Below are 24,357 nucleotides of genomic sequence, written 5' to 3'. Positions count from 1 at the left end.
TTGCTCACATGTGCCGTACGCCAGAGCTTTCGCTCCGGCTCGTCGCCGCCGCCGCACATCGAGTCCAAGATGGACGGTGGGAGGTGGTGGTAGCCACTCAACGAGCGAGCCGAACCGCGAGGTCCGAACGGACACGGCCCGCGACGTGCTCGATCAGCCGTGCGAGGTCCGGACAGTACACAGACGGATGGCTGAAGCCGCGGTCCGCCCCGAAACGGTGGGTGTAGTTGCCGCCACCGCAGACCCGCACCAGCGCGCACCGCCGGCATTCGTCCGCCAGGGACGCGATCCCGGCCTGTCGTGCGCGGATGTCCGGATGGGTGAGCACTGTGTCGACGGTGTGGTCGAACACGGTGAACCCGGTCTCCGGTTGACCGTGTGCGGTCGACTTGAGCATGTCGGCCTGCTGGAACGAGCCGTCGGTGTCGACGACCAGGTACGCCACCGGACTCAGGCCGACCTGGTCCGATGTGCTCTGCCTGCCAAGCAGCAGGTGGATGATCTCCTCGAACAACCGGACACCGGTCTCCCGCAGCGGGGCGTCGTACCAGCGGTCGAACACCGCGGTCAGCCAGTCGGCGTACGGCGCCGGTTCGCCGTGGCGTGGTGGCGGCGCAGGCCAGCTGGCTTGTGGCAGCAGGAAGTCGACGACGGGGGGTGCGAACTCCAGCAACGCCTCGTACACCTCGACGGGATCGTTCGCGAGGTCGATGACGCACAGCAGCCCGGAGTACAGGTCGGGGTTGTCCCGCAGAAGCCGCAGCGCGCGTGCCGTGCCGTCCCAGCTGCCCTGCCCGGCGTGGTCGCGGCGGTGCCGGTCGTGGTGGGCGCGGTTGCCGTCGACGCTCACGCCGACTCGGATCCCATGTGCCCGGAGGACGGTCAGCATCGGCTCGTCGAGCAGCACGCCATTGGTCTGAACCCGTGCGTCAATGGTCGAACCACCAGGGCACGCCTGCCGGATGGCAGTCACCACGCCCGCGACCCGTTCCGGACCTGCGAGCAGTGGCTCACCACCGTGCAACGCTACGGAGACGGTGTCGAGTCCGTGCGTCCGCATGTGCTCGCCGATCCGTTGTGCCGTTGCGGCCACGGTTTCCCCGGCAGGGAAGTGGGGACGGGTACGCCAGCTCTGGTCGGCCATCTCGTAGACGTAGCAGTAGTCGCAGGCAAGGTTGCAGCGACTGGCCACCTTAACCACGTATTCGGTGATCGGGACCACGATCGGCTCAGATGTGGGTCTCATGGCCGGCGACTACGGATGCGGTGTCGTCCGCGCTCTCCGCGAGAACTCTGCGGATGGAGTGGGCCAGCGGGGTGTCGTCGGCGGTGCGGAGGTCCTCCAGCAGCACGTCGGACAGGTCGGCGAGATCGGTCCCCAGATCGATGGAGATGTCGTCCACCGGGCCCCCTTCGTATGACGCCGAACGAGTCGTTCACCTAGACGATACGTCGCGGGATCGCGTTTGCCACACCCCGTGACCACAAATGGATGATCTCGCGCCATCAGGTCGCCGGCGGCTCGATGTCGCACTCAAGCCAGCGCTTCTCCTTCGCGGCAACCACGTTCGGGTGGTCTGCGCCCAGTTCCGCCTCGAGTGCGGCGGTCGCGGTGGTGAGCGCGGGCAGACCCGCGGCCGGCCCGCCGATCGCGATCCTGGCCAGCGCCAGGTCGATCTCGGTCGCGAGGTGGTCGGGATGTGTGGTGGGCCGGTGTCGGACGGACAGGTCCAGCACGGCCTTGAACTCGTCGAGAGCCCGGCCCTCGAACCCGAGCATGGCCAGGTCAACAGCGAGGTTGTGCCGGGCGCACAGCGCGTACGGGTGGTCTGCACCGAGCGCGCGGCTGAGCTCTGTAGCGGCCCGCTCGTCGCGTCTGCGTGCCTCGGACATGTCTCCACCCAGCGCACGGAGCACGGCGGCGGAGTTCACGAGCATCGCGAGCGTGGTCGGGTGGTCATCACCGAAGACGCGCGCGCAGTCGTCCTGCACGGTGTTCGACGTGAGCGTCGCGTTGCCGAGGTCCCCGTCCGCCAGCAACGCGTTGACCAGCGACAAACCGATGTTGAGCGTGTTCTCGTGGTGCTTGCCGAACCACAGCTCGACGTCGTGCTGGTTCTTTCGGGCCAAGCGCACCGCGTCACCGATGTGACCCAGCTTGCGCAGCACCATCACCTGGATCCTGGTGACGAGCAGCGCGCCGGGATGCATATCGCCGACGACGCCGCGGTAGACCGGCAGGGTGTCGGCGAGCAGTGTCGCCGCCTCGCGGTACCGGCCGAGGCCGTACAGGTCGCGCGCGAGGTTGCAGCGGGCGAGCAAGGCACGGGGGTGGTCGCGCCGCTGGTCCTTCTCCCACTCCCGGACCAGGTCGCTGTCGATCCGGTAGGCCTCCGCGGACCGTCCGAGCAACCGGTAGTTGACGGCGATGTTGTTGCGGTTGACGAGCCCGCTCTCCCGGTCGTCCGGATCGACCTGGTCGAGATTGCCTGTGTCGACGGCGAGCGCCTTCTCGTACTGCCCGGCGATGCGCAGGTCGAGGGCGAGCATGCCCAGCAGCTCGGTGCGGTACTCGTGGTCCTTGCCGAAGACGGGATGGCGGCTCATGTAGTCGAGCGCGTCGCGGGTCAGCCGGGCGGCCTCCTCGTACTTCCCCAGGTTCCGCGAGGCGTTGGCCAGATGGCGGGTGGCCTGCACGGTGAACTGGTGGTCCACGACGGAGTCCTGCTCACCACCCTCGGTGACGAGCTGTGCCGATAGGGCCTCGCTTTCCTCGTAGTGACCGACCTTGTTGAGGAATCGGGCCTGGTCGAGCACGACACGCCGCACCTCGAAGTCGCTCGCGGCCGCGAGGTCAGCGCGGTGGATGTGCGGACCGACCTCGTTGTAGTGCGGCCAGAAGTCCGGATTGTCCGGCTCGCCGGGATTCGCCGCGGCGAGGATGGCACGCAGGTTGTCCCGGCCGCGGGCCAGCCGGTCCGGTGACAGCCAGTCGCGGAGCACGCTCTGGAAGACCCGGTGCATCTGCAGTCGTTCGCCAGGGACCTTGAGCAGGGTGACGAGCCCATGCCTGCGCAGCTCCCGCACCGCCGCGTTGATGTCCGGCTCCTGACGCAGAGCCGAGCGCAGTGGCTCGGTCACCGTGCCCTGCCTGCCCCGTCGCAGCAGCGCCAACCACACGGGTTCCGCGCCGAGCCAGGCGAAGAGCTCCAGTAGCTGCGCCGCTGCGGCCGTCAACTGTTCGAACGCGACGTACAGGGCACCTGCCAGCGGAGCTGGGTACCCGGCCGCCGTCGCCCCGGGGTCGGTGAGGACATCGTCCAGGCGAGTCAGCAGGCTGCTCATCGGCGTGCCGGTGGCGACATGCCAGTTCGCCACCTGGTCGACCGCCAGCGGGAGGTCGCCGACCTTCTCCGCCACGGTGTCGGCGTCCCTCGGTTCGATGGTCACCGCACGTGTCCGGAGCAGCTTGACGCTCTCGTGGCGTTCGAACACGCCGATGTCCAGGGTCGGACCCACGTCGCGCCAGTCGGGGTCTCGGGAGGTGACCAGAATCTTTCCCGTGGCCACCGGGCGGATCAGGGGCTGATGTGCCGGCGAGCGGGCGTTGTCGAAGACCAGTAGCCACAGCAGGGTGCTCTTCTTCAGTTCTTCGAGCACCTGTGCCGAGGGCTGCTGCATCGTGCCGCTGCGGGGGAGGTTCAGGCGGGTGCCCAGGGTCGCCAGGGAAGCGCGCAGGGGTGGGGTGTGTTCGGCGGGCACCCACCAGATGAGGTCGTACTCGTCGCGGAAGCGGTAGATGTACTCGGTCGCCAGCTGTGTTTTGCCCACGCCGCCGATGCCGGTCAGGGCGAGCATCGGGGCGCCGGTGCGGAGGATCTCGTGGAGGGCGCGGAGTTGGTGCTCCCTGCCGACGAACTTCGGGTTCCTCGGTGGAGGATCGCCTCCTACCCTGTCGATGGTCCTGACCGGTTCCGGGGGCGGTGGCGCCGGGACGGCGGGCTCCGCCGTGTTCTCGCAAGCCAGCCAGAGGTGGTGGAAGCGGGCGACGAGCGCGTTGTGGTCGGGGACGTCCTCGTCCGGTTGGTACACGGCATAGTCGGCGAGGTAGCGGACGACCGTCTCGTACTTGAGCCAAGTCGGCCTGCTGTCGCCGCGAAGCATGGTGCTGACAGTCTCGTGGCTCACGGTGTCGCGCAGGTCGTGGCGCTGGCGGATGTCGTGGCTGATCTTGCGGCGGCTGGGCAGGCCCGCGCGGCTGTGAAGGTCGCGTAGTGCGTCGACCAGTGCGCGCAAGGGGGTCGGGGCGGGCACTGGTCTGCTGTGGGCCACGCGCCACCCCCCGACGGTCCCGCTTTTGTCAGGGACTGTCAGATTGTGTCAGGTGGTTTGACGTGCCCACAACGTTGACGCCAGCAGGTGTCAGGTTTTCGACCATTCTGACCAGTTGTCACCTCGCCTTCCCGTGGCCGCGAAGAATTGGTGGTGGGCACGGAGGGGAAGTGGTGGACATGGCCAGAGTGTTCGTTTCCTACGCTCGCCAGGACGCGCGGCACGGCTTGCTGGTGGGGAGGCTGTGCGAGTTCCTGCATGGGTGCGGCGTCGAGGTCAGGCTGGACGAGCTGGCCGGGTACGACCGGCGGGACTGGTCGCTCTGGGCCATCGAGGAAATCCTCGCCGCCGATTTCGTGGCGGTGGTAGCGTCGGCGAACTACCGGGTACGTGCGGAAGGTGTGCTGCCCCCGGGCTCCGGTGACGGTGTCGCAGGGGAGGCGGCATTCCTGCGGGACCGCCTCGCCTACGACCGGCGGACGTGGCAGCGGAAGATCCTGCCGGTGGTACTGCCCGGGGGACGGGTCGACGAGATTCCGTTGTTCCTCCTGCCCTACTCGAGCAGCCGGTACGAGGTCACGGCGTTCACTCGTGAAGGGACTGCTCCGCTGTTGCGTGCGCTAGGGCTGCCGACGCCAGCCATATCAGTGACGCGCCTGCCGTCAGGTGGATCGCAGTCGTGAGGGGTGTCCGGGAGTCGGGCGGCGATGGCGAGTACGTGGAAGGCCACAAGATAGGCCACGACCGGCACTTTCGGGTGGATGCCCACGCGCAGCACGGCGATGCCGAACAGAATCCCCAGCACCCTGCACGTCACCGCGACCGACATCCGCACAGGGGGCACCGGCCGCGGCCAGTTCGCGGACGAGCGGGAAGATCATTTCCCGGCAGGTTGCCCTGCGCGAGGTAGGCGGCGGCCTTACGGAGGACCTCGTTCTCCTGCTCCAGCAGACGGTTGCGCTTACGCAACTCACGTAGCTCAACCGACTCCTCGCGGGTCACACCGGGCCGGGTGCCGTCCTCGATGTCGGCGGCACGCAGCCAGTTGGCCAGACACGATTCCGAGATCCCGAAAATCGGCTGCGACCTGCCGCAACGGAGCCCCGCCGCGTCGGGCCACAGCGACGACATCGTCACGGAACTCAGTTCTCGCCCTGGCCGGGAACCCTTCATTTGCACGTGTAGCTGATCGGACCCTACGGCGTGGTGGCGTGGATCCCGGCGAGGACGATGTCGACGATTTTCTCGGCTACCTCGCGGGTGAAGGGGTGGCGTCGGCGGTTGATGTAGAGGAATACCGGGCCGGACAGCAGTTCGGTGACGAAGTAGCTGTCGACAGAGGGGATCTCGCCCTTTTCGACGGCGCTGTCGAATCGCCTTCGGGCGGTGGCGAGTCGTTGGTCGTAGGCAGCTCGGACTGCCTTGTCGAGATCTGTGTTCCCGGGTGCCGCGATGGTGGCCTGCAGGAGGGCCCGGTCGATCGAGCTCGACAGGCGTTCGGAGAACACTATCAAGAAGTCGACCAGGTCGCGGCGGAGGTTGCCGGTGTCGTGGAGGGGTGCGGAATCTTCTGCGTACTGCAGCAGCGCGTCGCTGACGAGTTCGGTGCGGTCCGGCCAGTTGCGGTAGACGCTGTTCTTGTTGACGCCGGCGAGTTCGGCGATCTCTTCGTAGCGTAGGCCGGCCACGCCGTTTCGCGCGACGAGCTCCGTCGTCGCCGCGAGGATCCGCGACCGCACCCGAGCGTTGCGGCCGCCCGGTCGCGTTGCCGGTCGTGCGTCGGCGTCGGCCGTCTCCGAGGTCTCCACGTTCTCCGGCACGCCTCTGATCTTCCCATCTGTCCCTCGGTGGACACCTCGGTGGATCGAGGCTACCTTAAAGAGACTATCGGTCTCTTTAAGGATGTGAGCGTTGTGGGACCCACCCATCCGAGCGCCCCGGGCGACACCCTGGTGTTCGAGAACGACCGGGTGCGCGTCTGGTCGATGACGCTGGAGCCGGGCGGCATGTTCGACTTCCATCAGCACCACTACGACCACGTGATCCTGTGGCCGGACAGCGGGCAGGCCGTGGGACAGAACCTCGGTGAGGCCGACTGGGGGATCTCGCTGGCGGCCGAGCCGGGCTTCGTGCTGTTCCAGACGGTCGGCACCGCGGAACCCCTCACCCCGCACCGCATCCGCAACGTCGGTGACACGGCGGTCACGCACTACATCATCGACTTGATCAGTGAGCGATCGCCGAGTGAGAAGCGCCTGCCCGGGCAGACCAACGGCCGCGGGACGTTCATCGGCGGGAACTCCGGGGAGCAGGCGTGACCACGGCACTGGGCACGGTGAAGGCCGGCGAGATCGAGATCGCCTACGCGGAGTCCGGTGCCGGCGAGCCGGTGATCCTGCTGCACGGCGGCGAGAGCACCCACATCCAGTACGACACGTTCCGGCCCCTGCTCGGTGACGGCATCCGTGCGATCGCCTACGACCAGCGCGATTCCGGAGCGTCGGTCAACCCGCCCGATCCGTACGGCATCCCGGACCTGGCCGAGGACTGCGCTGCCCTCATCAGGGGACTCGGGTGCGAACGAGCGCACATCTTCGGATCCTCGTTCGGCGGCTTCATCGCCCTGCAGGTCGCGGTATCGGTGCCCGACGTCGTGCAGTCGCTGACGGTCGGCGCCACCTTCTCCAACGCCTCGGCGCTGCAAGCACCCGCGGTCTCCGAGGTCGTCGAACTGTCGCCGTCGCAGCGCGATGCGCGGATGCTCGCTCTCGCCCTGTCCGAACGCGGGCAAGCGGACGAGAAGGTGGTGGCCGAACTCAAGTCGATATTGGTACACCGCTCACCGGAGGCGGATGCGCGGCGACTGGCCGCGATCCCGGGCTTCGACGTCACCGATCGCCTACCCGAGATCACGGCGCCCACCCTGCTCATCTACGGCGAGGACGATCCCGCGGCCGCTCCCCAAATCGGACAGAAGGTCGCCGACGCGATCCCTGGGGCGAGGCTGGAGGTGATTCCGGGGGCGCGCCACGGATTCATGGTGGAGTTCGCGCAAGAAACCGCCCGGTTGCTCCGCGATTTCGTGCTCGCCCACCCGTCGCAGCCAGCACGGTAAGAGTCCCAGCTCATCCTCACTGTTGTGGAGTACGCATGAAAATTCTTGTCTCCGGTGCGGGCGTCGCCGGTCTCTCACTCGGATATGACCTCGGGATTCGAGGTCATCACGTCACGGTCGTCGAGCGGGCCGATCGGCTCAGGGGCAACGGTTCGCCCATCGACATCCGCGGCGATGCGCTCGAGGTCGCCGAGAAAATGGGGATCCTGCCCGCGGTCCGCGAAGCGCGTATCCAAATGTCCGAGCAGGTGCATTTCGTCGACGAGAACGGCACGGCCATTGGCCGGTTGCCCGACGACATCGGCGATTCGTCCGACGACATCGAGATCACCCGCGAGGACCTGTACTGGATCCTGGCCGACGCGCTGCCCGAAACCGTGGACCTGCGGCTGAGCGAGTCGGTGAACTCGATCGCCGAGCACGACGACCGGGTGGATGTCGGGTTCGCTTCCGGCAACTCGGAGAACTACGACCTCGTCCTCGGCGCCGACGGTATGCACTCGGCGGTGCGGCGGCTCGTGTTCGGTCCGGAGAAGGACTGGATCCGGCATCTCGGTGTCTACGTCGCCATCGCCGACATGCCCGGCGAGGCTGATGCCGAAGCCGAGCGGATCAATCCCATGTACAACTGTCCCGGGCACCTGGCCGGCATCGGCCGGTTCAAGGACAAGGCAATCGGGATCCTGATGGTCGCGTCGGATCCCATCGACTACGACTACCGCGACGTCGAAGCGCAGAAGAAAATCCTGTTCGACCAGTTCGCCGAGTGTCGTTCGTGGGAGGTCCCGACGATCCTCGACGCGGTGCGCGCCGATCCCGACATCTACTTCGATTCGGTCAGCCAGATTCACATGTCCACCTGGCACCGGGGCCGGGTCGCGCTCGTGGGCGACGCCGGCTATTGCGCGTCCCCCCTCGCGGGCCGGGGCACGTCCCTGGCGATGATCGGGGCTCAGTTCCTCGCCGAGGAGCTCGAGCGTTCGGATGGAGATCACGTCACGGCGTTCCCGCGATACGAGGCCCGCATGCGGCCTTATGTCGAATTCGCCCAGGGCACGGTCGAGGGTGGTGCCGCGCTTATCGTGCCACCCACGCAGGAAGCGATCGTCGCACGGAACCAGATGCTCCAGCCGGTCACGGCCGGTCAGTAGCGCGCCGATGGGGCCCGAGGCCGAATACACCCGGCCGCTGACGCGTGTGTGTGACGCTGCCGACGAGTTCGCCGGATCGACGATTCCAGATCCTTACCGCTGGCTGGAGTTCGACGGCGAAGAGACCCGCCAGTGGCAGGAGGAACAAGCAGCGCTGGCGGCAGGCTACGTGCGGGGCAAAGGACAGCTGGACGCGGTGCGCGAGTCGGTGCTGCGGCATCGGGCCCCACGGTTCGCCGACGTTCCGGTTCAGACGAAGTCCGGATGGTTCCGGTCCGAGGTCGTGGCGGGCGTGACCCGCGTCGTGGTCGGGCGCGAGCCGTACCGGGATGCACGGATCGTCGTCGAGTTCCCGGCAGAGGAACCTGGCTCCGAGCCGCCCTCCCTGCCGTGGTTCGCACCGTGCTCCTCATTGAACTCGCGTGGGCGTGGCACGAGATGGATGCTACGTACTGTGGACTGGTCGGTCCATATCCGCGCGGCAGAACGGGGTCGACGCACGGGCGCTCGCGGACGACCGTCATCGCGTCGGTGCGGCACGAGACGCTCATCGTGCACGGCCGCGACGACCGGGTGATCCCGTTGGCGAAGCGGTACCGCGACCTCGTGTCGCAGTACCAGCAGTTCGACGTCCTTCGCCGATGACCGGTGCGGTAGGTCCCTGCGTCGCTGGCCAGTTGTCGAGTGGCGAGCCTCCGTCAGACCGGGAGAACTCGTGTCTGGCCAGCACGAAGTCGACGTCCTTGTCGCCGCGCCCTGACAGGTTGACCAGGATGCGCTCGGTGGGCGGACTGGTCGCCGCCAGGCGGATCGCGAATGCCAGAGCGTGCGCGCTCTCGAGTGCCGGGATGATGCCTTCCGACCGCGCGATGCGGAGGAACGTGGCGACTGCTTCCTCGTCGGAAACGGTGTCGACGGACACCCGGCCGGATGTGCTCAGCATGGCCATCTCGGGGCCGACGCCGGGATAGGCGAGCCCTGAGGCGATGGACAGCACCGCGGCGGGCCCGCCGTCGTCATCCTGCAGGACGACGGACGAGGTCCCGTGCAGGGTTCCTGGACGTCCGAAGGTCAGTGTGGCCGCGTGCTGTCCGGGTTGAGCACTCCTGCCGAGGGGTTCGACCGCGTGCAGGGCGACTTCGGGATCGTCCAGGAAACCGGAGTACACCCCGAGCGCGTTCGAGCCACCGGCGACGCAGGCTACGACGTGGTCGGGCAACGTTCCGCCGGTGATCGAGAGGAACTGTGCGCGAGCCTCCTGCCCGACGACCGACTGGAAGTCGCGGACGATCACCGGGAACGGATGTGGTCCGATGGCCGAACCGATCGCGTAGAGAGCATGGGCGTGCTGCTCGGTGTACGCGTGCAACGCCGAGTCGCTGGCCTCCTTCAACGTCGACTGTCCGGAGGCCACCGGAACGACCCGCGCACCAAGAAGGCGCATGAGGCTGACGTTCGCGTTCACCTTGTCGAGGTCGATCGCGCCCATGTGGACTTCGCATTCGAGCCCGAAACGGGCTGCCGCACTGGCGAGCGCGACGCCGTGCTGGCCGGCGCCCGTCTCGGCGATCAGCTTCCGCTTGCCCATCTTCCTGGCGAGGAGCGCGAACCCAACGCAGTGGTTGATCTTGTGTGCGCCGGTGTGGTTGAGGTCCTCGCGTTTGACGTAGATCCTGGCGCCACCCACCTGGTTCGAGATGTTCTCCAGGTGGTGCACCGGCGTGGGCCGGCCTTGCAGGCCGGTGCGGACGGTGCCGAGCTCGTGCCGGAAGTCCGGCGACGACCGCAGTTGCCGGTACGCGCCGGCGAGTTCCTCGAGTGCGGGCCCCATGTGCGCGGGCCAGTGGTTGCCGCCGAACTCCCCGTAGTAGCCATCGGAGTCGGGGAAGCGGCTGACGTGGGTGCTTGTGCTGTGCGGCATCGTGACCACCTTTCGGACATGTCGACGGTAGGCACAGCTGACCCCCGAAATCTTGAACAGGATGTGCGCAGCGGCGGCTCAGCGGCCCACGCCACGCGACAGTGCTCCCGGCGGCACACCGAACACCTTCTTGAACTCACGGGTGAGGTGTGGCTGATCGGCGAAGTTCACCATCTGCGCGACATCGTTCAGCTCGAATCCGGCGCAGATGAGTTCCCGGGCTCTGGCGACGCGAACCTGGCGAACGTAGGTCTGCGGGGGCACACCGATCGTCTTCTTGAAAGAGCGGACGAGGTGGCTCGGGTTGATCCCGATCTCGCGCGCAAGGTCGTGCGTACGAGTCGAGCGCAGCTCGTCCCGCCTGACGAGCTCACACACCGTTCGCGCGATCGACGTCGAGGTCGAGGCGGGTGACTCGACCGAGAAAGCGCACTCCCGCAGCACCTGCCGGAGAGATTCCTCGATCGACGCGTCGTCGACTATCGGAGCTGACAGCGCATCGACCAGCCCACGGGTTGCCCGGCTTCGTGTCAGCACATCGGTGCGGATGGTCCGGAGCTCGTCCGGCCGGATCGTGGCGGTGCAGCTGTCGAGGAACGCCTCCGACGGGTAGAGGACGTCGTACTGCGCGCGACCGCTTGTGCTCCGGCCCGCATGCACCTCGAACGGGTTGAAGAAGAACACATCGCCGGCGCGGACGGTCCTGCTCCAGCGGCCGGACCAGATGTGCGCGGTTCCGCTCGTGACGACCACGACCGAGTACGTGCCGTGCAGGTGCGGATCGAAGTCCACCGCCGTCGCCCGCGCGCGGAGAAGATCCACGCGCTGGAGCGCGAACGTCATCGAGTCGACTCGTGTCACAGCGAGAAATCCTCCGCGCCGCTCGCTCCAGCGCGGTCACCGGTGCACCCCGAACGTCGGCGGCCTTCGCTGCGGCAGGATTCGAGCCAGCCGGCCGGCAGGGCGGTGACCGATTTCGCGCCGAGATCATGGATCGGCTTCGTCTGCTGTCCGGCAGTAGCCCGCTCCATGTGCACCCTCCACGACATCGACGCCATCAAAGCACGCCGCGTGCGGTATCCGGGAGAACAGCCACCGCGAGCGCGATCTTCGCTCGCGGCATCGCGGGAGAGGACACGAGCTGGACCGCCTTCTGGCTGCACGACCCGCACGACGTGTGCCCGTGACACCGCGCCTTGAGGGCTCTCGTCGCGGTGAACGCGGCGAAGGGTCCTCAAGGGCAGACACTCGCCCACCGCGGTGGCCAGCAGGGTGCGGGCCTCGGTGTCGGTAGCCTTATCGATCGGTTGGTGTAGCACTCCGCTTCCTCGTGGCGATCCGACGTCTCACGGGAATCCGGTCACCGACCGCCGACGGCAGTCCATACAGGACCATGTGTCGCGCGGCGCGCCTGGCCCACCGGGTGCGGGAGTCAGATCAGCAGGGCGTAGGCCTGCTGTTGAAGGCTGCTGCCGTACCGGTAGCGCCGGGTGCCGAGGACGACGACCGCGGTGCCGGTGGCCGGGCGGAACCCCACGAACGCTTCCTGGCCGGGTGTCGCGCCGGCATGGAAGAAGACCGGGCCGTCGTCGTACTCGTGGACGAACCAGCAGAGGCTGTGGTGGTGTTGCTTGCGCAGTCCGCGCCGGACAGCGGTCCGCTGCACGAAGCGCAGCGCCTCGCTGAGCGCGGGGACCCGGTCGGGGTCCAGGTGTGTCTCGAGATAGGTGAGCAGGTCGTCGGCGGTGGCCCGGACGGCACCTGCCGCGGCGAAGATGCCCGCGTCGAACGCGGGCGTCGGGCGGCGACCGCGGTAGCCGTGTCCGGTGGCGTCGCCGGGTTGTGGGGTGAGCGCGGTGTCTTTCAGGCCGAGAGGGGACAGGATCTCCTCGGTCAGTAACGGCTCGAACGGGGTTCCGGTGGCTTCGGTGAGGGCGGTGCCGAGCATGGCGACACCGAAGTTCGAGTAGCGCCAACGGGTTCCCGGCCGGCCGACCGGGCGGGTGCTGGTGAACGCGTCGACCAGTTGCTCGGTCGTGTAACCGGCGTAGGGGTTGGTGAACCAGTGCGGCAGACCGCGCCGGAAGAGGTCGGGTGGCAGGCGCGGCAGGCCGGAGGTGTGGGTGACCAGATGGAACAGGGCGATGGCGTCCCGCCGGGCGTGTGCGCGGCGCGGCGGCAGGTACCAGGTGACGGGGTCGGAGAGCTTCACCACGTGGCGGCGGGAGAGCTGGGCCAGCAACAGCCCGGTGAAGGTCTTGGACGCCGACCCGATCTCGTATCGTGCCGCCGCCACCGTGGCGGGATCCCGTCCGGCGGCGGTGCCGCCGGTGGCGACCATCCGCTCACCGTGCTGGGAGCAGGCGATCACCACGTCCGGGGCGTCGATGGCGGCCGCTGCGGCCGCCAGCCGGTCCCGGTCGATGTCCGTCACGCCGCGGGACCGCTCAGCGAGGCGAGGGCACGCGAGGTGGCCATGGTGGCGGCGAAGGCGGCCACGATGGTGGGATGGTGCACGAGGTCGAACACCTCGTCGGGTGAGCCGGTCGGCATCGTGTCGCTCACCGGCATGGCTCCCTCCTGGGTCTGCGCGGCCGCGAAGTACCGCCACACCGCGTCGTCGAGCGCGGGCTCGGGCAGGCAGGCGTCCACCACCAGCAGCTCGCCGAGCAGGTCCCAGTGCCTGTGTGTGGCCCACTCGTCGATCCAGACCGGCAGCCAGAGGCTGAGGTAGTCGGCCAGCTCGGCGGGCAGGTGGTCCGGATGCCGCCCCCAGTCGGTGAGGTGAAACACGGCGTGGGTGATGGCGTAGGCGAGGTTGTACTCGACCGTCCACGGCTCCGGTGTCTGGCCGAGCCACGTGCGCCGGGTCGCCCCGGCGAGGTCCGCGTACACGGGCAGCTCGGCTCGCGCGGCGAACCGGGTGAGGCCGAGACGCCGGTGCGGGACCGACTCCAGTGCCCGCCAGCTCGTGGTGCGGGCGACCACCCGCATGTGGGCTTCGATGCCGGGGTGGTGTCGGCCCAGCTCCCGGAACGGGACGTACACCTCCATGGGGATCGGGCTCAGCGGCTCGTCGCGCAGCATCCGGGACAACAGGTCCCCGCCCTCGAGCACGTCCTGCCAGGCGAAGTCGAGCAGGCCGGCGATCTGGGCCGCCTGCCGCGAGCCTGCGACGCCTTCGCGGAGCAGGACCCCGCTGATGAGCGCCAGCTCACCGACGGGCTTGAACCGCTCCCTGATCTCGAAGGCGGTGGCGCCGTCGGCACGGACGCGAAAGTGTTCGCGGTTCGTGGCGAGCCACTCCAGCGCGGCGGCGCCGACCTGGTGCGGCACCTTCGGCGACACCTGGTTACCGGTCACGACGCGGCCCGTCCAGCCGTGAGCGTGGCGCTGAACGCCGTCACCAGGGTGGAGTGGTAGCACTGGTGGAAGCCGGCGCCCTCGCGGTCCAGTTCGGCGGTCTCGGCCAGGGCGCCATCCGCGCGCCGGGCGCCGGCCAGGGCCTGCCATGCCGAGGTCACGTCCACCTGCCCGGGCAGCATGGCCGCCACCGCGAGCAACTCGCCGGTCAGGTCCCAGTGGCCCGCCTCGACCGAGCAGTCCAGCCACGCAGGCAGCCACAACCGCAGGTGCTCGCACAGCGTGGCAGTCAGCCCACCCGGGTCGGTGCACCAGTCGGTGAGGTGGAAGACGGTGTGGGTGGCGGCGTAGCCGGTCTCCGCCGTGAACGTCCACGGCTCGGCGCCGCCGCCAAGCCACGTGTGCGGCAGCACCGCGCGCGGATCCCGGTGCTGGGTCAACCCGGCGTCACGCTCGGCCCCCAGCACGCCCAGGGTCCTGGTCGCGTCCCGCTCTGCCGTACGCCACATCCGGGTGGTGGTGATCCGCCGCAGCTGCGCGTCGAGCCCGCCGTGGCGCCGACCCGCCAGCGCGAACGCGGCGTAGATCTCCAGCGGGTAGGTGGCGAACGGCTCCCGGCGGGCGATCGTCGCCAGCACCTCGCCGTGTCCCGTCTCTTCCCAGGCGAAGTCGAACAGCGCGGCGGCCATCCGCCGTCCTTCCGTTCCCAGACAGTCCAGTCCCGCGATGACATGGGTCAGCCGTGCCAGTTCCCCCAGCGGCCGCAACGTCAGGTCCCGGCCGTGCCGGGGATCGTGCGGTGTGTCGGGCAACCGGAACTCCTCCTGGTGCGCGTCGAGCCAGCGCAGCGCCGACAGCGCCACCTCGGCCACGTCGACACACGTCATCGTCGTGGCGGTCACCGCGCCCGGCTCCGGCGCAGGATCCTGGCCACCCGCACGTCGAGCGCGACGCGTGCGTCAGCGTTCCCCATCATCTCGACGAACTCCAGCCCAGCGTCGAGTCCCAGCGACGACGGCACCCCGTCGACGGCCGCGAGCCAGCGTCCGGTGCCCGCCGCCTGCGGCCAGTCCCCTCGGCGCACCGCTCGGACGAAACCCCGGGACAGGTCCTCGACCCGGCGCGCGGCGGCGGCGGTCAGCGCCGACGGCACCACGGTGGACAGAGCCGCGAGCCCGGCGAACTGATGGGCGAGCCGGGGCCATGGCACGTCGGCCACCGGGCCCGGGTCCGGCTCGTCCGCACCGCCGCGTGTCTCGCCGAGCGCGACGCGCGCCCCCCAGTACGTCCATTGACTGGTCGGCGAACCCTCCTGGGGTGGGAACGCCCGCACCGCGCCGATCAGCAGTGCCACCTCCGGTTCGGTGGCGGCACGTGCTGACAGGGTGCTCGGGGCGAGCACATCCGCCCCGAGCACCCGTGCCGCTGCCAGCAACACCGGATCGTCCGAGCCCGTCTCGACTTCGAGTGGCGCCTCGTCGTCAAGGGCACGGACTACCGCGCGCGCCAGTTCCCGCACGCCCTCAGCCACTCCGCGGGCCGATGTGTCCAGCAGCTCGTTCACAGTCAGCCCTTGCGTCGCGGCGTCGGGGGGGAGAGCAGCGCGGCCCCGGCGAGCAGCAGAAGGCCGAGGCACTTCTCCGACTCCCGGTAGACGCCGTCGGCCTCGGGCCGGTCGAACAGTGCTTCCACATCCGCAGTGAGTTCCGGTGTTTCGGTGACGCTACGGGTTGACATTTCGGTGACAACCATTCAAACAACTCCTTAAGAGTGGTGTCCTGCCTCTCAAAGCTTGCACACTGAGCCCGGAATTTGAACTCCATCCGCTCGGTAGTGTGACGCGATCCCAGCAAGCGCCAGGAAAGCGATACCCGTTAGTGTGAAACGGTCCACTGTGGAAACGGAGCGTAATCGTCGTCGAAAGCGATCTTTCCTACCAGTGGCGGCGTGGATGTTCCTGCATGTCGCAGACGCGTTGATCCGACGGTCGAACGCGCAGATAATGAGACTTGTTCACTATTTCCGGGACGGTCATCGGGCAGGATTTCCGGCTCGCGGAGCGGGAGGTGTCAGCGGCGCGCCCCGCGGACCGCCGGGCGACGCGGACCCGTAACGCCGGTGTGGTGCGACGACGTCGCGCTCGCCGCATCGCCCCGCCCGTCGGCGGCCGCGACAGCAGGACGGTGCCGATCGTCCAGGAGACGAGGCAGTCGATCGTCATCGAGGCGCGCTCGGCGGTGTCCTCGCGGATCAGCGCCATGACGAGAGCGAGCACGTAGTAGGCGGTGAGGGCGTAACCGACGACGATCAGCATCCACCGCGCCGCGTCGAGACGCAGGATCACCAGAACGCAAGCACCACGGCGGTCCGCATCACCACGATGTGCATGTCGACCTCGCCGCCGCTGCTCAACGGCAGCGCGTCGATGATCGCGAAGACGGTCGGCACCAGGTAGTCCGGCAGCGACTCGGCGAGGAAACACCGCAGCTCGCCCCCGGAGGGCGCCGGGCCCGGGGGCACCACGTAGGTCACGAGCCATTCCTCACCGTGCTCCGCGACCAGTGCCGCCACCGACCTCGTCGTCCTCGACGCCACTCCGCCGGACACGGCTCAGGGCGCCCCGGGGGGATGCCCTGAGCCGCTGGGTCACTCGGTCGGCGGGGTCTCGTCGCGGAAGCCCGCGTCGTCCACCAGTTCGTAGTAGGTCAGCTCACCGGCCGTGTCCCGCTGTTCGGTCGCGAAGGCCTGGCCGGTGGCCGGGTCGATGATCAGGCGGTACTCCGTCGAGCCACCGCGGTCGTGCTCGACGAACGCCACCGCCTCGCCCGCACGGCCGCGCTGGTCGGTGGCTGGGCCGAGCAGGGTCACCTCCTCCAGGCCGGCCATGACCCGGTACGCCGCGGCCCGCACGGCCGGGGACACCGGTAGGTTCAGCACGAGGTCCCTCGTTGTCCAGAAGAGCACCCAGTCCTCCGGCAGCGGCGCGGCCGGGTTCTGCCGGTGATGCAGGAGAGCCGCCCGCAACGCGGCCGGCTCGGAGGGCAGGGCGTCCAGGGCGGCCTTCGACACCGGGTTACCGCCGAGCATCGGCGCACCCGTCGTCGGTTCGAACGACGCGACCCCGTACCCGACGATCTCGCGCGGTCCGGGTGCGGACTCGTGGAACCGGCCCGTGGGCGTGCCTTCCGCGTCGACCTCCGGCCACCGCGTCGGCGAGCCGTCCGCGCGCCACGCGGTCTCGTCGGCCGGGCCCGCCGGTGCGGCCCCGAGGTGCTCGTACACCGCGAGGCTCGGACCGTCCGGGCCGGTCGAGAGCCACCGCTCGGCCGTGTCCCGGCTCAGGATGGCGTACCGCCCGCCCTCCGGGCCCACTTCGTACCGGGTGCCGAACTCGCTACGGGTCACCCAGTACCGTCCTTCGTCGACCTGCGCGGCCGCACTGCGCTCCGCCGCGACGAGCAGCAGCCCGCTCGCCGACCGCGGTGCCTGCGGCGAGGTCGTGTGTGCCGCCGGTGGACCGTTGTCCGACTCCGTCTGGGTACCCAGCACGACCGCGCCCGCGGCGACGGCGGCCGCGACCGCGGGCACCAGCACCGCGCGGCGCACCCGCGGGCGGCGGACGGGCGACGGGCGCGGGTGCGCCATGAGCGGCGCCGGGTCCGGCCGGTGGTCCGGGTCGAGGCGACGGGGGCGGGCGTCGGCCAGCATCTTGTCAACGCTCATCGGCTGTACTCCTCCTCGGTGGGGGTGTGGTTGCGGCGTACCTCCGGCCGGGCGGCCGGTCCTGCGTCCGCCAACGCCTCCTGCAGGCGTTTCCTGGCTCGGTGCAGGCGTACGAAAAAAGTGGCCGTCGAACAGCCGACGACCTGGGCCGCCTCGCGGGACGACAGGCCGTGCCAGGCCACCAGTGTCAGCAGCTCGCGGTCGTCGTCACGGAGGTGGGCGAGCGCGGCCAGCACCGCGGCCCGCTCGGCCACCCCGTCAGCGACGTCCGCGTTCGCCTCCTCGACCCACGCCCGCAGCTCGGTGGCCAGGCTGACCTGCCGTGCCTGGTCGCGGTAGCGCTCACGCACCACGTTGCGGGCGACGCCGAGCAGCCACGGCAGCGCGGCGGCGGGCGCCGCGTCGAGTCTGCGCCACGCCACGACGAACACCTCGCTCACGACGTCGTCGGCGAGCTGCCGCCCAGCCCGGCTCACCGCGTACGCGTACACCTGTGCGTGGTGCGCGTCGTAGATCGCGGTGAACCGCCTCTCCTCGGCATCTGTCACTGGCTCCTGCTCCTTCGTACGGGGGTCCCGTCACCAGGTAGTGCGCCCCCGACGCCCGTTCTTACCGGAGGCCTGCGACCGCCCTTTTGTGCGCCGCCGCCGTGGAGGCCGCCTCGGTGCCCGCGTTCGGCGCCAGCACGCTCGGTTCTTCGGCCTGGCGGAGAAGGAATGCCTCCGTACGTGGGTGGACGAGCAGACCGAGGTGCTGTCGCTGGTCGGCTACATCGGCCGGGACGACGGCGGTGAGCGCGCCCTGCACGCGCACGTCGTCCTGGGGCTGCGCGACGCCACGACCAGGGGCGGTCACCTCCTCGCCGCCACCGTTCGCCCCCACGATGGAGGTGATGGTGACCGAGTCGCTCACCTCGCTGTGCCGCCGGTACCGCGCCGACCTGGGCCGCACCCTGCTCGACGTCGACGGGCACATCGGCTGAGTGGTCGGTTGTCCCGCGCGCCGGACCCACCGGGGTGGCTGAGCCTTCGCGTTGGCACGGCCACCTTCACAGCCTCGTGTCCCGACATGTGAGTGTGGTGGCCGTTGGCCCGGGCCACGACCGCCAGCCGATCGGCGCGGTCCAGCTTGGGACGGATGGCGTCCACCGGGCCGACCTGGTCGTGGGGCGTCGCCAACGACACCAGTCGTTCGTGCCATCCATGTGCTACAGAACTACGAGGTCACCGCCGGATGAAAAGGCTCAGTGAAACCCATCAGGGATGTCGAGGCTGGCGACGTGGTACGTGCCGCGGATCCTGTGACGAACGAAAGCTCGGCGCGCCGAGTAACTGCCGTACTCGTCCACAGAGATGCTCAGCTTGACCTGGTCATGATAGATGACATGCGAATTACCACGACCGGCGAGCACCGATTCTGGAATGTAAACCACACTGACTGGCGACGAGCTGATCAGTTTCGTCCGAATGGCTCATTGCTCTCCGTCGATGGTCGCCCTGCGAGGGTAGCCAATCTCGATGTCACCGCCACCCGACTGAACTTTGTTACAGTTGGGTCGCGCCCAGCGAAGCTGGTTTCGGGAGACGTCAACAGAGGAGGTAACTCATAGGTGAGTACGATTGGTTTCTACGAGGTTGTGAATATTGTTGACGATGTCAATACATTAGCGCTTGGCTTGAGTGGAAGCAGTGGGGTAGTGGTTGGCATCTCACGAGAGGATGGAAAAGAGGAGCAATATGCTGTACTAAGCGAAGGGTGGACCTTTATGCTAGGCCTGTCGAGTTTAGTTGCGACAGGTATTCGCCTTGATAGGAATGCGGTGTACGACGGTGATACGTTACGAATTCCTCCGGAGGATTATGGAAATCAATCGTAACGGAGATCGCTGCTCGTTGCCCGATAGGTAGCGGGCTGACGTTGGGACAACACACCGGATGCTGCGGGTCGTCGTGATGGCGATGTCTACGAGATGGAGTTCGACTACCAGTTGTGATTGATGTGCATTGACGTCCTGGTGTTGTCCTGGTCGCTCCGGGGCGTCGGGCCGGCGAAGCTCACGTGGTCGCCCGCGAGAGAAGGGCCGGTGGATATTTCACCAGGTATCTGGGAGATGCTTCATCAGAACTGATCGAGGTGGGCATCGCATCTTCTTCTCAGGTGCCGGAATACTATACGTAGAAAGTTGTGGAACGTTCGCGGCAGCTCAACGCTATGGCCGCTCGGATCGGTCAACGGCGCACCCGATAGCGCAGGTGAAGCACCCGGTTGGCCTGAATCACCACGTCAGGATCCTCCAACAGGTGCTGCGCGTGGACCGGCCCGAAGAAGCGCTTGCCGGACCCGAACACGACGGGTACGACGTCCATGCGCACCTCGTCGACCAGGCCCGCGGCAAGCATCTGGCCACCGACGTCGCCGGCGGCGACCTCGACCATGCGGTCACCCGCAAGCTCCTGCGCCTTGGCCATGGCTGCCTCGACGCCATCGACGAAGTGAAACGGTGCCTCTGGGTCCCAGCCTTCGGGCTCCGGCCGGTGCGTCACGACGACCACGTGGTCGATCCCGCTCGGAGGCTTCCCGTCCCATCCGTCCGTGATGTCGAAGACGTGGCGGCCGACGACTGTCGCCCCGATCTGGTCCCAGTACGGCCGGGTGTAGTCGTAGGAGGTCTGCGACACCTTCACCTCGCCGCTCTCGTCCAACGGGACGTCACCGTTGGACAACCAGTCGAACAGCGGCCCGGGCTGGTCATTCTCGTCCGCGACGAAGCCGTCCACCGACACCGAGCTGTACATGACCACCTTGCCCACGGGCTCTCCTCTGCTTCGGGGTGCCCCAAACTAGCGGGTCGTGAGCTGTCGCTCTTGTAAGAATTCAATCGGCCGGCAGCGGCCAGCCGTCCAGCGTGTGGCCGGGATGTTCGCGCAGGAACCGCCGCCGGACTTCGACGTACCGGGTCGGCGTGAACCCGGTGAACTCCCGGAACTCGTGGGCGAAGTGGGCCTGGTCGAAGTAGCCCGCGGCACTGGCGAGGTCGACCCAGTCGACCGGTCCGGCGGGGTTGATCGCGAACACGGAGGCGGCGAAGCGGTAGGTGCGGGCCAGCCGCTTCGGCGTGACGCCGACGACCTCCTTGAACCGCTGTGCCAGATGAGTGCTGCTGACACCGGCCGCCACCCTCAGGTCCCCGATCGCCACCGCCCCGCTGGTCGCCGCCAGGACGCTGCTCGTATGACGGACCAGTTCCAGGCCGGGGGGCTCGCCCAGCCGTCGCATCAGCTCCTCCTCGAGCAGCGTCAGCATCTCGTGCGGTCCGTCCGCCGTGGCCAGCCGGTCTCGCAGCTCAGCAACGGCGGGCCGGCCCCACACCTGCTCCACCGTCACCGGCCGGTCACACAGCTCGGCCGCGGGCATCGGCAGGAACGGCGCCAGCCCCCACGGCTTGACGTGCACGCCGACGGACCGGGTCCGAAGTGGGTAGCCGAACTCCAACGCGCGGGTGCGCATGGTGACCACGCAGCCATCGGCGTACTCAGCCGTCCCGATGTCGGTGCCGGCGCGGATGCGGAACGGCGCACCCAGGTTGACGATGAGCAACGCCGACGGCGCCGGCGGCAGCGTCAGCCGGGCATACGGCGGCGCACCCTCCAGGTAGTACAGGTCGTCGATCAGCCCGTCCAGCGGCGGCCGCGGCACTCTGGACACGTACTCCACGCCCACAGCATCGCCGACACCCCGCTGGCATCGCGCGCCGGGATGGGTCCAGCCGCGTTGCCGCCAGCATCGCGCCGACGCCGACCCCGGACGAGCGCCCAGCCGCGGACATTTGCGTGGGAAACGCGTGCTGCGTGCGAGATGGAGGATCCTCGGCCCTCCAGAGTCGCCCTGCATGGGGGAGGCCAAGAGAGTGTCTCATATGGCGGCTTTGCGGAGTTTCTCGTAGCAGGTGATGGCGGCAGCGAGGGTGAGGGAAGCTGAACAGTCACGCGATCGATCGTTCGATCACCCAACGGTGTTTGCCGAGCTACTTACCGGTCTCGATCCCTTACGGGCGATACGGACGATGATGCGCGGTTGCGTACCTCACCTGCTACAAGAAACTCCGCAAAGCCGCCATATGAGACACGCACCCAGACCGTTGAATCATCACCCCGGTACGGGTGAGTGCGACGCCGGTCGGTTTACGAGGTGCGTTCACGGGTATCTGCGGGCGAGCGAAGCCCGCTCTTCCCACCACCGAGCTGAGGAGAAGGCATGACCAGCGCAGCAGGCCGCACCGCAGGTGTCCCCGGAGCACAGGGAGGGCGGATGGCCGGCGACGTCATGCCCGGCGCCGCCACGACCAGGCGGGGCGAGGTTGAGACGAAACCGTCGTTCAAGACAACCGAGTTCTTCGTGTTCCTGGCCGCCGTCGTCGCGGTGGTGGTGACTGCCCTGACCGTCGACGGCGACGCCAGCACCGGCGGAGATCCGTTCAACGCCGAGCAGGCGCTGCGGTACATCACCTTCCTGGCCATCGGCTACATGGTGAGCCGAGGACTGGCCAAGGCCGGTAGCCGCCAGTCCGCAGACCACTGAGTCCGGGGGCGAGCTAAATGAAGGTCCGCCCTCTCGGCGGTCGCGTCGGGTGCCTCCTGATGATCGTCTTCTCGGTACTCGCCTCCGTGGTCCTCACGGTCCTGCTCAACCTCGATCTGTGACGGTGGAGAACGGTCGCGTGCCCGAGGGTGTCGCTCGGTGGAGGGCAGTCGGATCACAATCGGCCGTCGGACAAAGGCGAAGGCCGTGGGCGTCCACGATCAGGCGCACGGGGACGACCGGATCAAGGCGCCGGCTACCGTGGAGTGGTTCGGGACCGCGGCACCATCGTCCGTGTCGCGCGCGAGGCGGCGGTCGGCGACCGGCGGTTCGCTCGATCGGGTCGGTGCCGTCGTCGGTACGGTGCCCAGCATGTCACAGCCACTGATCGGAGTGGTCCTCGCCGAGACTGGACGGCTGGCGCCGCTCGGCGTGCCGTTGGACTTCGTCGCACGCGCCCTGCCCTGGCCTGTCGGTGTGCTCGTGCGGGACAGCGAGTCGACCGCTGGCGGGGCACGGGCCGCTGCGCTGTCTCTGGCGGCGGCCGGTGTGCGGGTCGTGGTGACACTGGGTGGGACCGAGACTTTGCCCGCGGTGGCGGGTGCCTGCACCGAACGCGAGGTGCCGTGCGTGTCCACGACTCTGCCGTGGCAGGTGTTCGCCGCCGGGCATCAACCGGGGTGGGCGTTCCATTTCGGTTGGGGTCTGGACGACATCGCGGTCGTGTTCGCCGACCTGTGGGAGCACGTGGGTCAGGCCCGTGCGGTCGGTTGCCTGTGGAACGACGGTATCCAGGGCGAGGCGTTGCGGCGGTGGTTCCGGCCGGTCGCAGCGGCGCGGGGGCACGAACTGGTTGACCTGCCGTACCGGGAGTCCGGCGGCGAGCTGCCTGATGTGACGGGTGTCGAGGTGATGACCGGGGCCGCGACCGCAACCGACCTCGCGGCGGCGGTGCGCCGGTGCCGGCCTCGGCTGGTGACCTGCTCGCGTTGGTTGACCTACCCGTTCAGTGTGTCCCGGCATGGTCTGGACCGGGTCGCCACGATCGTGTCGTGGACGCCGGAGCATGCCCACCGAGCTACTGGCCGCACGCCTCGTGACCTCACTGCCGCTTACGAGGCTGCGACCGGGTCGGGGTGGCTGCAGCCGCTCGGTTTGGCGCACGCCCTGATGGAGGTGGCGTGCCACGCGGTGTCCGATGCGGACTCTCGGGCGGGCGTGGCGGCGGTGCTGGCGCGCACTCGCCTGGCGACCCTGGCCGGTGTGCTCGACTGGACCGCCGGGCCGGTGCCGGGCGTGGCGACGATTCCGTTGGCGGGTGGGCAGTGGCGCGCAGGGCCACGTCCGCAGCTGGTGGTCGTGGACAACCGTCGCGCGCCGGTCGTGCCTGTCGGTGGCGAGCTGCTGGTGGATCCGTGACCCGCGTTCAGTCCGTGACCACTGTGAAGGTGAACCGGTAGCTCACGTCCGCCGCGTGCCCCGAGGTCCGCGTCACCTTGCCATCGCCACGGGCGTTGGCGTATGCGCCGGTGCCGCCGACGACCGCCAGGGCCGTGTCATCGAAACCCGTCGCGAGCGCCTTGTAGGTGCGCAGTCCGGACAGGTGCAGCTCGCCGTCCTTCAGCCGGAACACCGATGTGCAGTGCGCCGTCACAGCCGGCGGCACGGTCAGCGATACGGACACCACACCGCAGTGGGAGAACCCTTCGCCGACCTTGGCGCGCCCCTGCTCGTCGAGCAGGTCGCCGCCGGCGACGAAGCCGCTGCCCACAGCAGGGTTCGCGGACGCGGACATCAGCGTCCGTTTGGCCACCACCTCCACCGTGTCCGCCCTGGGGCCGCCTGCGGCACCGGCGCTGACAGCACCAGCACTCAGGAGCGCCCCGGCGAGCACGAGCACGTGCCACGGCTTGATCCGCACCCCACACCTCCATGTCCAGAAACCGGATGATGTCTCGACGCTAGTTCTGTTGCGGGGTAACGGACATCGCTAGATAGCGTGGCCACGAACGGCGGACCGATCGGCAACTGGGCACGGTCGGTATAGCGTTTCGCCCGGATGGCCTTCGTGGCTTACTGGGGTACCGGTCCGAAGAACGCGGCAGCGCTGGTCCTCGCCGTGCTGTGCGACGACTCGGACGCCGTGCTGTCCGGTTGACAGGGGTGCGAACCGC

Annotated in this window: 26 protein-coding genes and 2 pseudogenes; 8 read left to right on the top strand and 20 right to left on the bottom strand. The window is 68.6% G+C overall.

The features are described from left to right. Nucleotides 1–97: 97 nt before the first annotated feature. From ACFPCV_RS05745 to fxsT, 3 genes are all read right to left on the bottom strand, one after another. Entirely contained in the window at nt 98–1,246 is a 1,149-nt protein-coding gene (locus ACFPCV_RS05745) for an FxsB family cyclophane-forming radical SAM/SPASM peptide maturase (protein WP_378054945.1), read from the bottom strand. After that, nucleotides 1,230–1,403, bottom strand: coding sequence for a hypothetical protein (locus tag ACFPCV_RS05740; RefSeq protein ID WP_378054944.1), 174 nt, complete (start codon nt 1,401–1,403; stop codon nt 1,230–1,232). Before ACFPCV_RS05740 ends, ACFPCV_RS05745 begins: the two co-directional genes overlap by 17 nt. A 103-nt stretch (nt 1,404–1,506) precedes the next feature. Beyond that, nucleotides 1,507–4,314, bottom strand: a complete 2,808-nt coding sequence (gene fxsT, locus ACFPCV_RS05735; RefSeq protein WP_378054943.1) for an FxSxx-COOH system tetratricopeptide repeat protein — start codon at nt 4,312–4,314, stop codon at nt 1,507–1,509. 197 nt (nt 4,315–4,511) lie between these two features. Between fxsT and ACFPCV_RS05730 the strand changes: the two genes are divergently transcribed. After that, nucleotides 4,512–5,015 carry an SEFIR domain-containing protein gene (locus ACFPCV_RS05730; protein ID WP_378054942.1) on the top strand — a complete coding sequence of 168 codons (504 nt, stop codon included), beginning with the start codon at nt 4,512–4,514 and terminating at the stop codon, nt 5,013–5,015. A gap of 113 nt (nt 5,016–5,128) precedes the next feature. Here the strand turns inward: ACFPCV_RS05730 and ACFPCV_RS05725 are convergent. Both ACFPCV_RS05725 and ACFPCV_RS05720 read right to left on the bottom strand, forming a co-directional pair. Further along, nucleotides 5,129–5,452 (bottom strand): annotated as a pseudogene (locus tag ACFPCV_RS05725) (IS3 family transposase); the annotation flags it as partial. Between the two features lie 76 nt (nt 5,453–5,528). Continuing rightward, nucleotides 5,529–6,152: a TetR/AcrR family transcriptional regulator gene (locus ACFPCV_RS05720; protein ID WP_378054941.1), complete on the bottom strand. Its 624-nt coding sequence runs from the start codon at nt 6,150–6,152 to the stop codon at nt 5,529–5,531. Between the two features lie 27 nt (nt 6,153–6,179). On the opposite strand from ACFPCV_RS05720, the gene ACFPCV_RS05715 reads away from it, so the two are divergent. From ACFPCV_RS05715 to ACFPCV_RS05705, 3 genes are read left to right on the top strand one after another with little or no spacing between them, the layout of a single operon-like run. Continuing rightward, on the top strand, nt 6,180–6,650 hold the full coding sequence (locus ACFPCV_RS05715) for a hypothetical protein (protein ID WP_378054940.1): 471 nt from the start codon (nt 6,180–6,182) through the stop codon (nt 6,648–6,650). After that, complete coding sequence (locus ACFPCV_RS05710) at nt 6,647–7,447, top strand: alpha/beta fold hydrolase (RefSeq protein WP_378054939.1); 801 nt, start codon at nt 6,647–6,649, stop codon at nt 7,445–7,447. Before ACFPCV_RS05715 ends, ACFPCV_RS05710 begins: the two co-directional genes overlap by 4 nt. 35 nt (nt 7,448–7,482) lie before the next feature. After that, nucleotides 7,483–8,598, top strand: coding sequence for an FAD-dependent monooxygenase (locus tag ACFPCV_RS05705; RefSeq protein ID WP_378054938.1), 1,116 nt, complete (start codon nt 7,483–7,485; stop codon nt 8,596–8,598). A gap of 547 nt (nt 8,599–9,145) precedes the next feature. On the opposite strand, the gene trpB is transcribed toward ACFPCV_RS05705, so the two are convergent. The 12 genes from trpB to ACFPCV_RS05645 all read right to left on the bottom strand — a co-directional run bounded on the left by trpB (nt 9,146) and on the right by ACFPCV_RS05645 (nt 18,153). After that, on the bottom strand, nt 9,146–10,519 hold the full coding sequence (trpB, locus tag ACFPCV_RS05700) for a tryptophan synthase subunit beta (protein ID WP_378054937.1): 1,374 nt from the start codon (nt 10,517–10,519) through the stop codon (nt 9,146–9,148). A gap of 78 nt (nt 10,520–10,597) precedes the next feature. Next, nucleotides 10,598–11,362, bottom strand: coding sequence for a helix-turn-helix transcriptional regulator (locus ACFPCV_RS05695; protein ID WP_378055030.1), 765 nt, complete (start codon nt 11,360–11,362; stop codon nt 10,598–10,600). A gap of 14 nt (nt 11,363–11,376) precedes the next feature. Next, nucleotides 11,377–11,550, bottom strand: a complete 174-nt coding sequence (locus ACFPCV_RS05690; protein WP_378054936.1) for a hypothetical protein — start codon at nt 11,548–11,550, stop codon at nt 11,377–11,379. Nucleotides 11,551–11,951: 401 nt separating this feature from the next. Further along, nucleotides 11,952–12,953 (bottom strand): serine hydrolase domain-containing protein, encoded by a 1,002-nt coding sequence (locus tag ACFPCV_RS05685; protein ID WP_378054935.1) that lies wholly within the window; start codon nt 12,951–12,953, stop codon nt 11,952–11,954. Then, nucleotides 12,950–13,882 carry a DUF6895 family protein gene (locus ACFPCV_RS05680; RefSeq protein ID WP_378054934.1) on the bottom strand — a complete coding sequence of 311 codons (933 nt, stop codon included), beginning with the start codon at nt 13,880–13,882 and terminating at the stop codon, nt 12,950–12,952. Before ACFPCV_RS05680 ends, ACFPCV_RS05685 begins: the two co-directional genes overlap by 4 nt. Then, a complete protein-coding gene (locus tag ACFPCV_RS05675) occupies nt 13,879–14,784 on the bottom strand; it encodes a DUF6895 family protein (protein ID WP_378054933.1) in 906 nt (301 codons plus the stop codon). The genes ACFPCV_RS05680 and ACFPCV_RS05675 overlap by 4 nt, the downstream gene beginning before the upstream one ends. Then, the gene (locus ACFPCV_RS05670) at nt 14,781–15,446 is read right to left on the bottom strand and encodes a hypothetical protein (RefSeq protein WP_378054932.1); all 666 of its coding nucleotides are present in this window, start codon (nt 15,444–15,446) and stop codon (nt 14,781–14,783) included. Before ACFPCV_RS05670 ends, ACFPCV_RS05675 begins: the two co-directional genes overlap by 4 nt. A gap of 2 nt (nt 15,447–15,448) precedes the next feature. Continuing rightward, nucleotides 15,449–15,634 carry a hypothetical protein gene (locus tag ACFPCV_RS05665; RefSeq protein WP_378054931.1) on the bottom strand — a complete coding sequence of 62 codons (186 nt, stop codon included), beginning with the start codon at nt 15,632–15,634 and terminating at the stop codon, nt 15,449–15,451. A 181-nt stretch (nt 15,635–15,815) separates the two neighbouring features. Further along, nucleotides 15,816–16,226 (bottom strand): hypothetical protein, encoded by a 411-nt coding sequence (locus ACFPCV_RS05660; RefSeq protein ID WP_378054930.1) that lies wholly within the window; start codon nt 16,224–16,226, stop codon nt 15,816–15,818. Then, entirely contained in the window at nt 16,223–16,453 is a 231-nt protein-coding gene (locus tag ACFPCV_RS05655) for a hypothetical protein (protein ID WP_378054929.1), read from the bottom strand. Before ACFPCV_RS05655 ends, ACFPCV_RS05660 begins: the two co-directional genes overlap by 4 nt. Before the next feature lie 75 nt (nt 16,454–16,528). Next, nucleotides 16,529–17,605, bottom strand: coding sequence for a CU044_5270 family protein (locus tag ACFPCV_RS05650; protein ID WP_378054928.1), 1,077 nt, complete (start codon nt 17,603–17,605; stop codon nt 16,529–16,531). Next, nucleotides 17,602–18,153, bottom strand: coding sequence for an RNA polymerase sigma factor (locus ACFPCV_RS05645; RefSeq protein ID WP_378054927.1), 552 nt, complete (start codon nt 18,151–18,153; stop codon nt 17,602–17,604). The genes ACFPCV_RS05650 and ACFPCV_RS05645 overlap by 4 nt, the downstream gene beginning before the upstream one ends. On the opposite strand from ACFPCV_RS05645, the pseudogene ACFPCV_RS05640 reads away from it, so the two are divergent. Together ACFPCV_RS05640 and ACFPCV_RS05635 are read left to right on the top strand one after the other, a co-directional pair. Beyond that, a pseudogene (locus ACFPCV_RS05640) lies at nt 18,125–18,418 on the top strand (hypothetical protein); the annotation flags it as partial. The gene ACFPCV_RS05645 and the pseudogene ACFPCV_RS05640 sit on opposite strands and share 29 nt — an antisense overlap. A 796-nt stretch (nt 18,419–19,214) precedes the next feature. After that, nucleotides 19,215–19,481, top strand: a complete 267-nt coding sequence (locus tag ACFPCV_RS05635) for a hypothetical protein (protein ID WP_378054926.1) — start codon at nt 19,215–19,217, stop codon at nt 19,479–19,481. A gap of 352 nt (nt 19,482–19,833) precedes the next feature. Here the strand turns inward: ACFPCV_RS05635 and ACFPCV_RS05630 are convergent, their stop codons facing one another. Both ACFPCV_RS05630 and ACFPCV_RS05625 read right to left on the bottom strand, forming a co-directional pair. Then, the gene (locus ACFPCV_RS05630; RefSeq protein WP_378054925.1) at nt 19,834–20,415 is read right to left on the bottom strand and encodes a dihydrofolate reductase family protein; all 582 of its coding nucleotides are present in this window, start codon (nt 20,413–20,415) and stop codon (nt 19,834–19,836) included. A 64-nt stretch (nt 20,416–20,479) separates the two neighbouring features. Further along, nucleotides 20,480–21,301 carry a helix-turn-helix domain-containing protein gene (locus tag ACFPCV_RS05625; protein WP_378055029.1) on the bottom strand — a complete coding sequence of 274 codons (822 nt, stop codon included), beginning with the start codon at nt 21,299–21,301 and terminating at the stop codon, nt 20,480–20,482. Between the two features lie 558 nt (nt 21,302–21,859). Here ACFPCV_RS05625 and ACFPCV_RS05620 point away from each other — a divergent pair. Both ACFPCV_RS05620 and ACFPCV_RS05615 read left to right on the top strand, forming a co-directional pair. Then, the gene (locus ACFPCV_RS05620; RefSeq protein WP_378054924.1) at nt 21,860–22,183 is read left to right on the top strand and encodes a hypothetical protein; all 324 of its coding nucleotides are present in this window, start codon (nt 21,860–21,862) and stop codon (nt 22,181–22,183) included. A 372-nt stretch (nt 22,184–22,555) separates the two neighbouring features. Further along, entirely contained in the window at nt 22,556–23,602 is a 1,047-nt protein-coding gene (locus ACFPCV_RS05615) for a type 1 periplasmic-binding domain-containing protein (RefSeq protein ID WP_378054923.1), read from the top strand. A gap of 7 nt (nt 23,603–23,609) precedes the next feature. Here ACFPCV_RS05615 and ACFPCV_RS05610 read toward each other — a convergent pair whose 3' ends face one another. Next, nucleotides 23,610–24,104, bottom strand: a complete 495-nt coding sequence (locus ACFPCV_RS05610; protein WP_378054922.1) for an allene oxide cyclase barrel-like domain-containing protein — start codon at nt 24,102–24,104, stop codon at nt 23,610–23,612. Nucleotides 24,105–24,357: the final 253 nt, after the last annotated feature.

Source organism: Actinophytocola glycyrrhizae (assembly GCF_042653545.1).
Taxonomy (GTDB): Bacteria; Actinomycetota; Actinomycetes; order Mycobacteriales; family Pseudonocardiaceae; genus Actinophytocola; species Actinophytocola glycyrrhizae.
This window is presented reverse-complemented; position numbering and strand designations above follow the sequence as displayed.

Excerpts from the sequence above, each read along its gene's own strand:
- ACFPCV_RS05745 (WP_378054945.1), bottom strand. The coding sequence starts at position 1,246 with ATGAGACCCACATCTGAGCCGATCGTGGTCCCGATCACCGAATACGTG.
- ACFPCV_RS05730 (WP_378054942.1), top strand. The coding sequence starts at position 4,512 with ATGGCCAGAGTGTTCGTTTCCTACGCTCGCCAGGACGCGCGGCACGGC.
- ACFPCV_RS05705 (WP_378054938.1), top strand. The coding sequence starts at position 7,483 with ATGAAAATTCTTGTCTCCGGTGCGGGCGTCGCCGGTCTCTCACTCGGA.
- trpB (WP_378054937.1), bottom strand. The coding sequence starts at position 10,519 with ATGCCGCACAGCACAAGCACCCACGTCAGCCGCTTCCCCGACTCCGAT.
- ACFPCV_RS05695 (WP_378055030.1), bottom strand. The coding sequence starts at position 11,362 with ATGACGTTCGCGCTCCAGCGCGTGGATCTTCTCCGCGCGCGGGCGACG.
- ACFPCV_RS05690 (WP_378054936.1), bottom strand. The coding sequence starts at position 11,550 with ATGGAGCGGGCTACTGCCGGACAGCAGACGAAGCCGATCCATGATCTC.
- ACFPCV_RS05665 (WP_378054931.1), bottom strand. The coding sequence starts at position 15,634 with ATGGTTGTCACCGAAATGTCAACCCGTAGCGTCACCGAAACACCGGAA.
- ACFPCV_RS05650 (WP_378054928.1), bottom strand. The coding sequence starts at position 17,605 with ATGAGCGTTGACAAGATGCTGGCCGACGCCCGCCCCCGTCGCCTCGAC.
- ACFPCV_RS05620 (WP_378054924.1), top strand. The coding sequence starts at position 21,860 with ATGACCAGCGCAGCAGGCCGCACCGCAGGTGTCCCCGGAGCACAGGGA.
- ACFPCV_RS05615 (WP_378054923.1), top strand. The coding sequence starts at position 22,556 with ATGTCACAGCCACTGATCGGAGTGGTCCTCGCCGAGACTGGACGGCTG.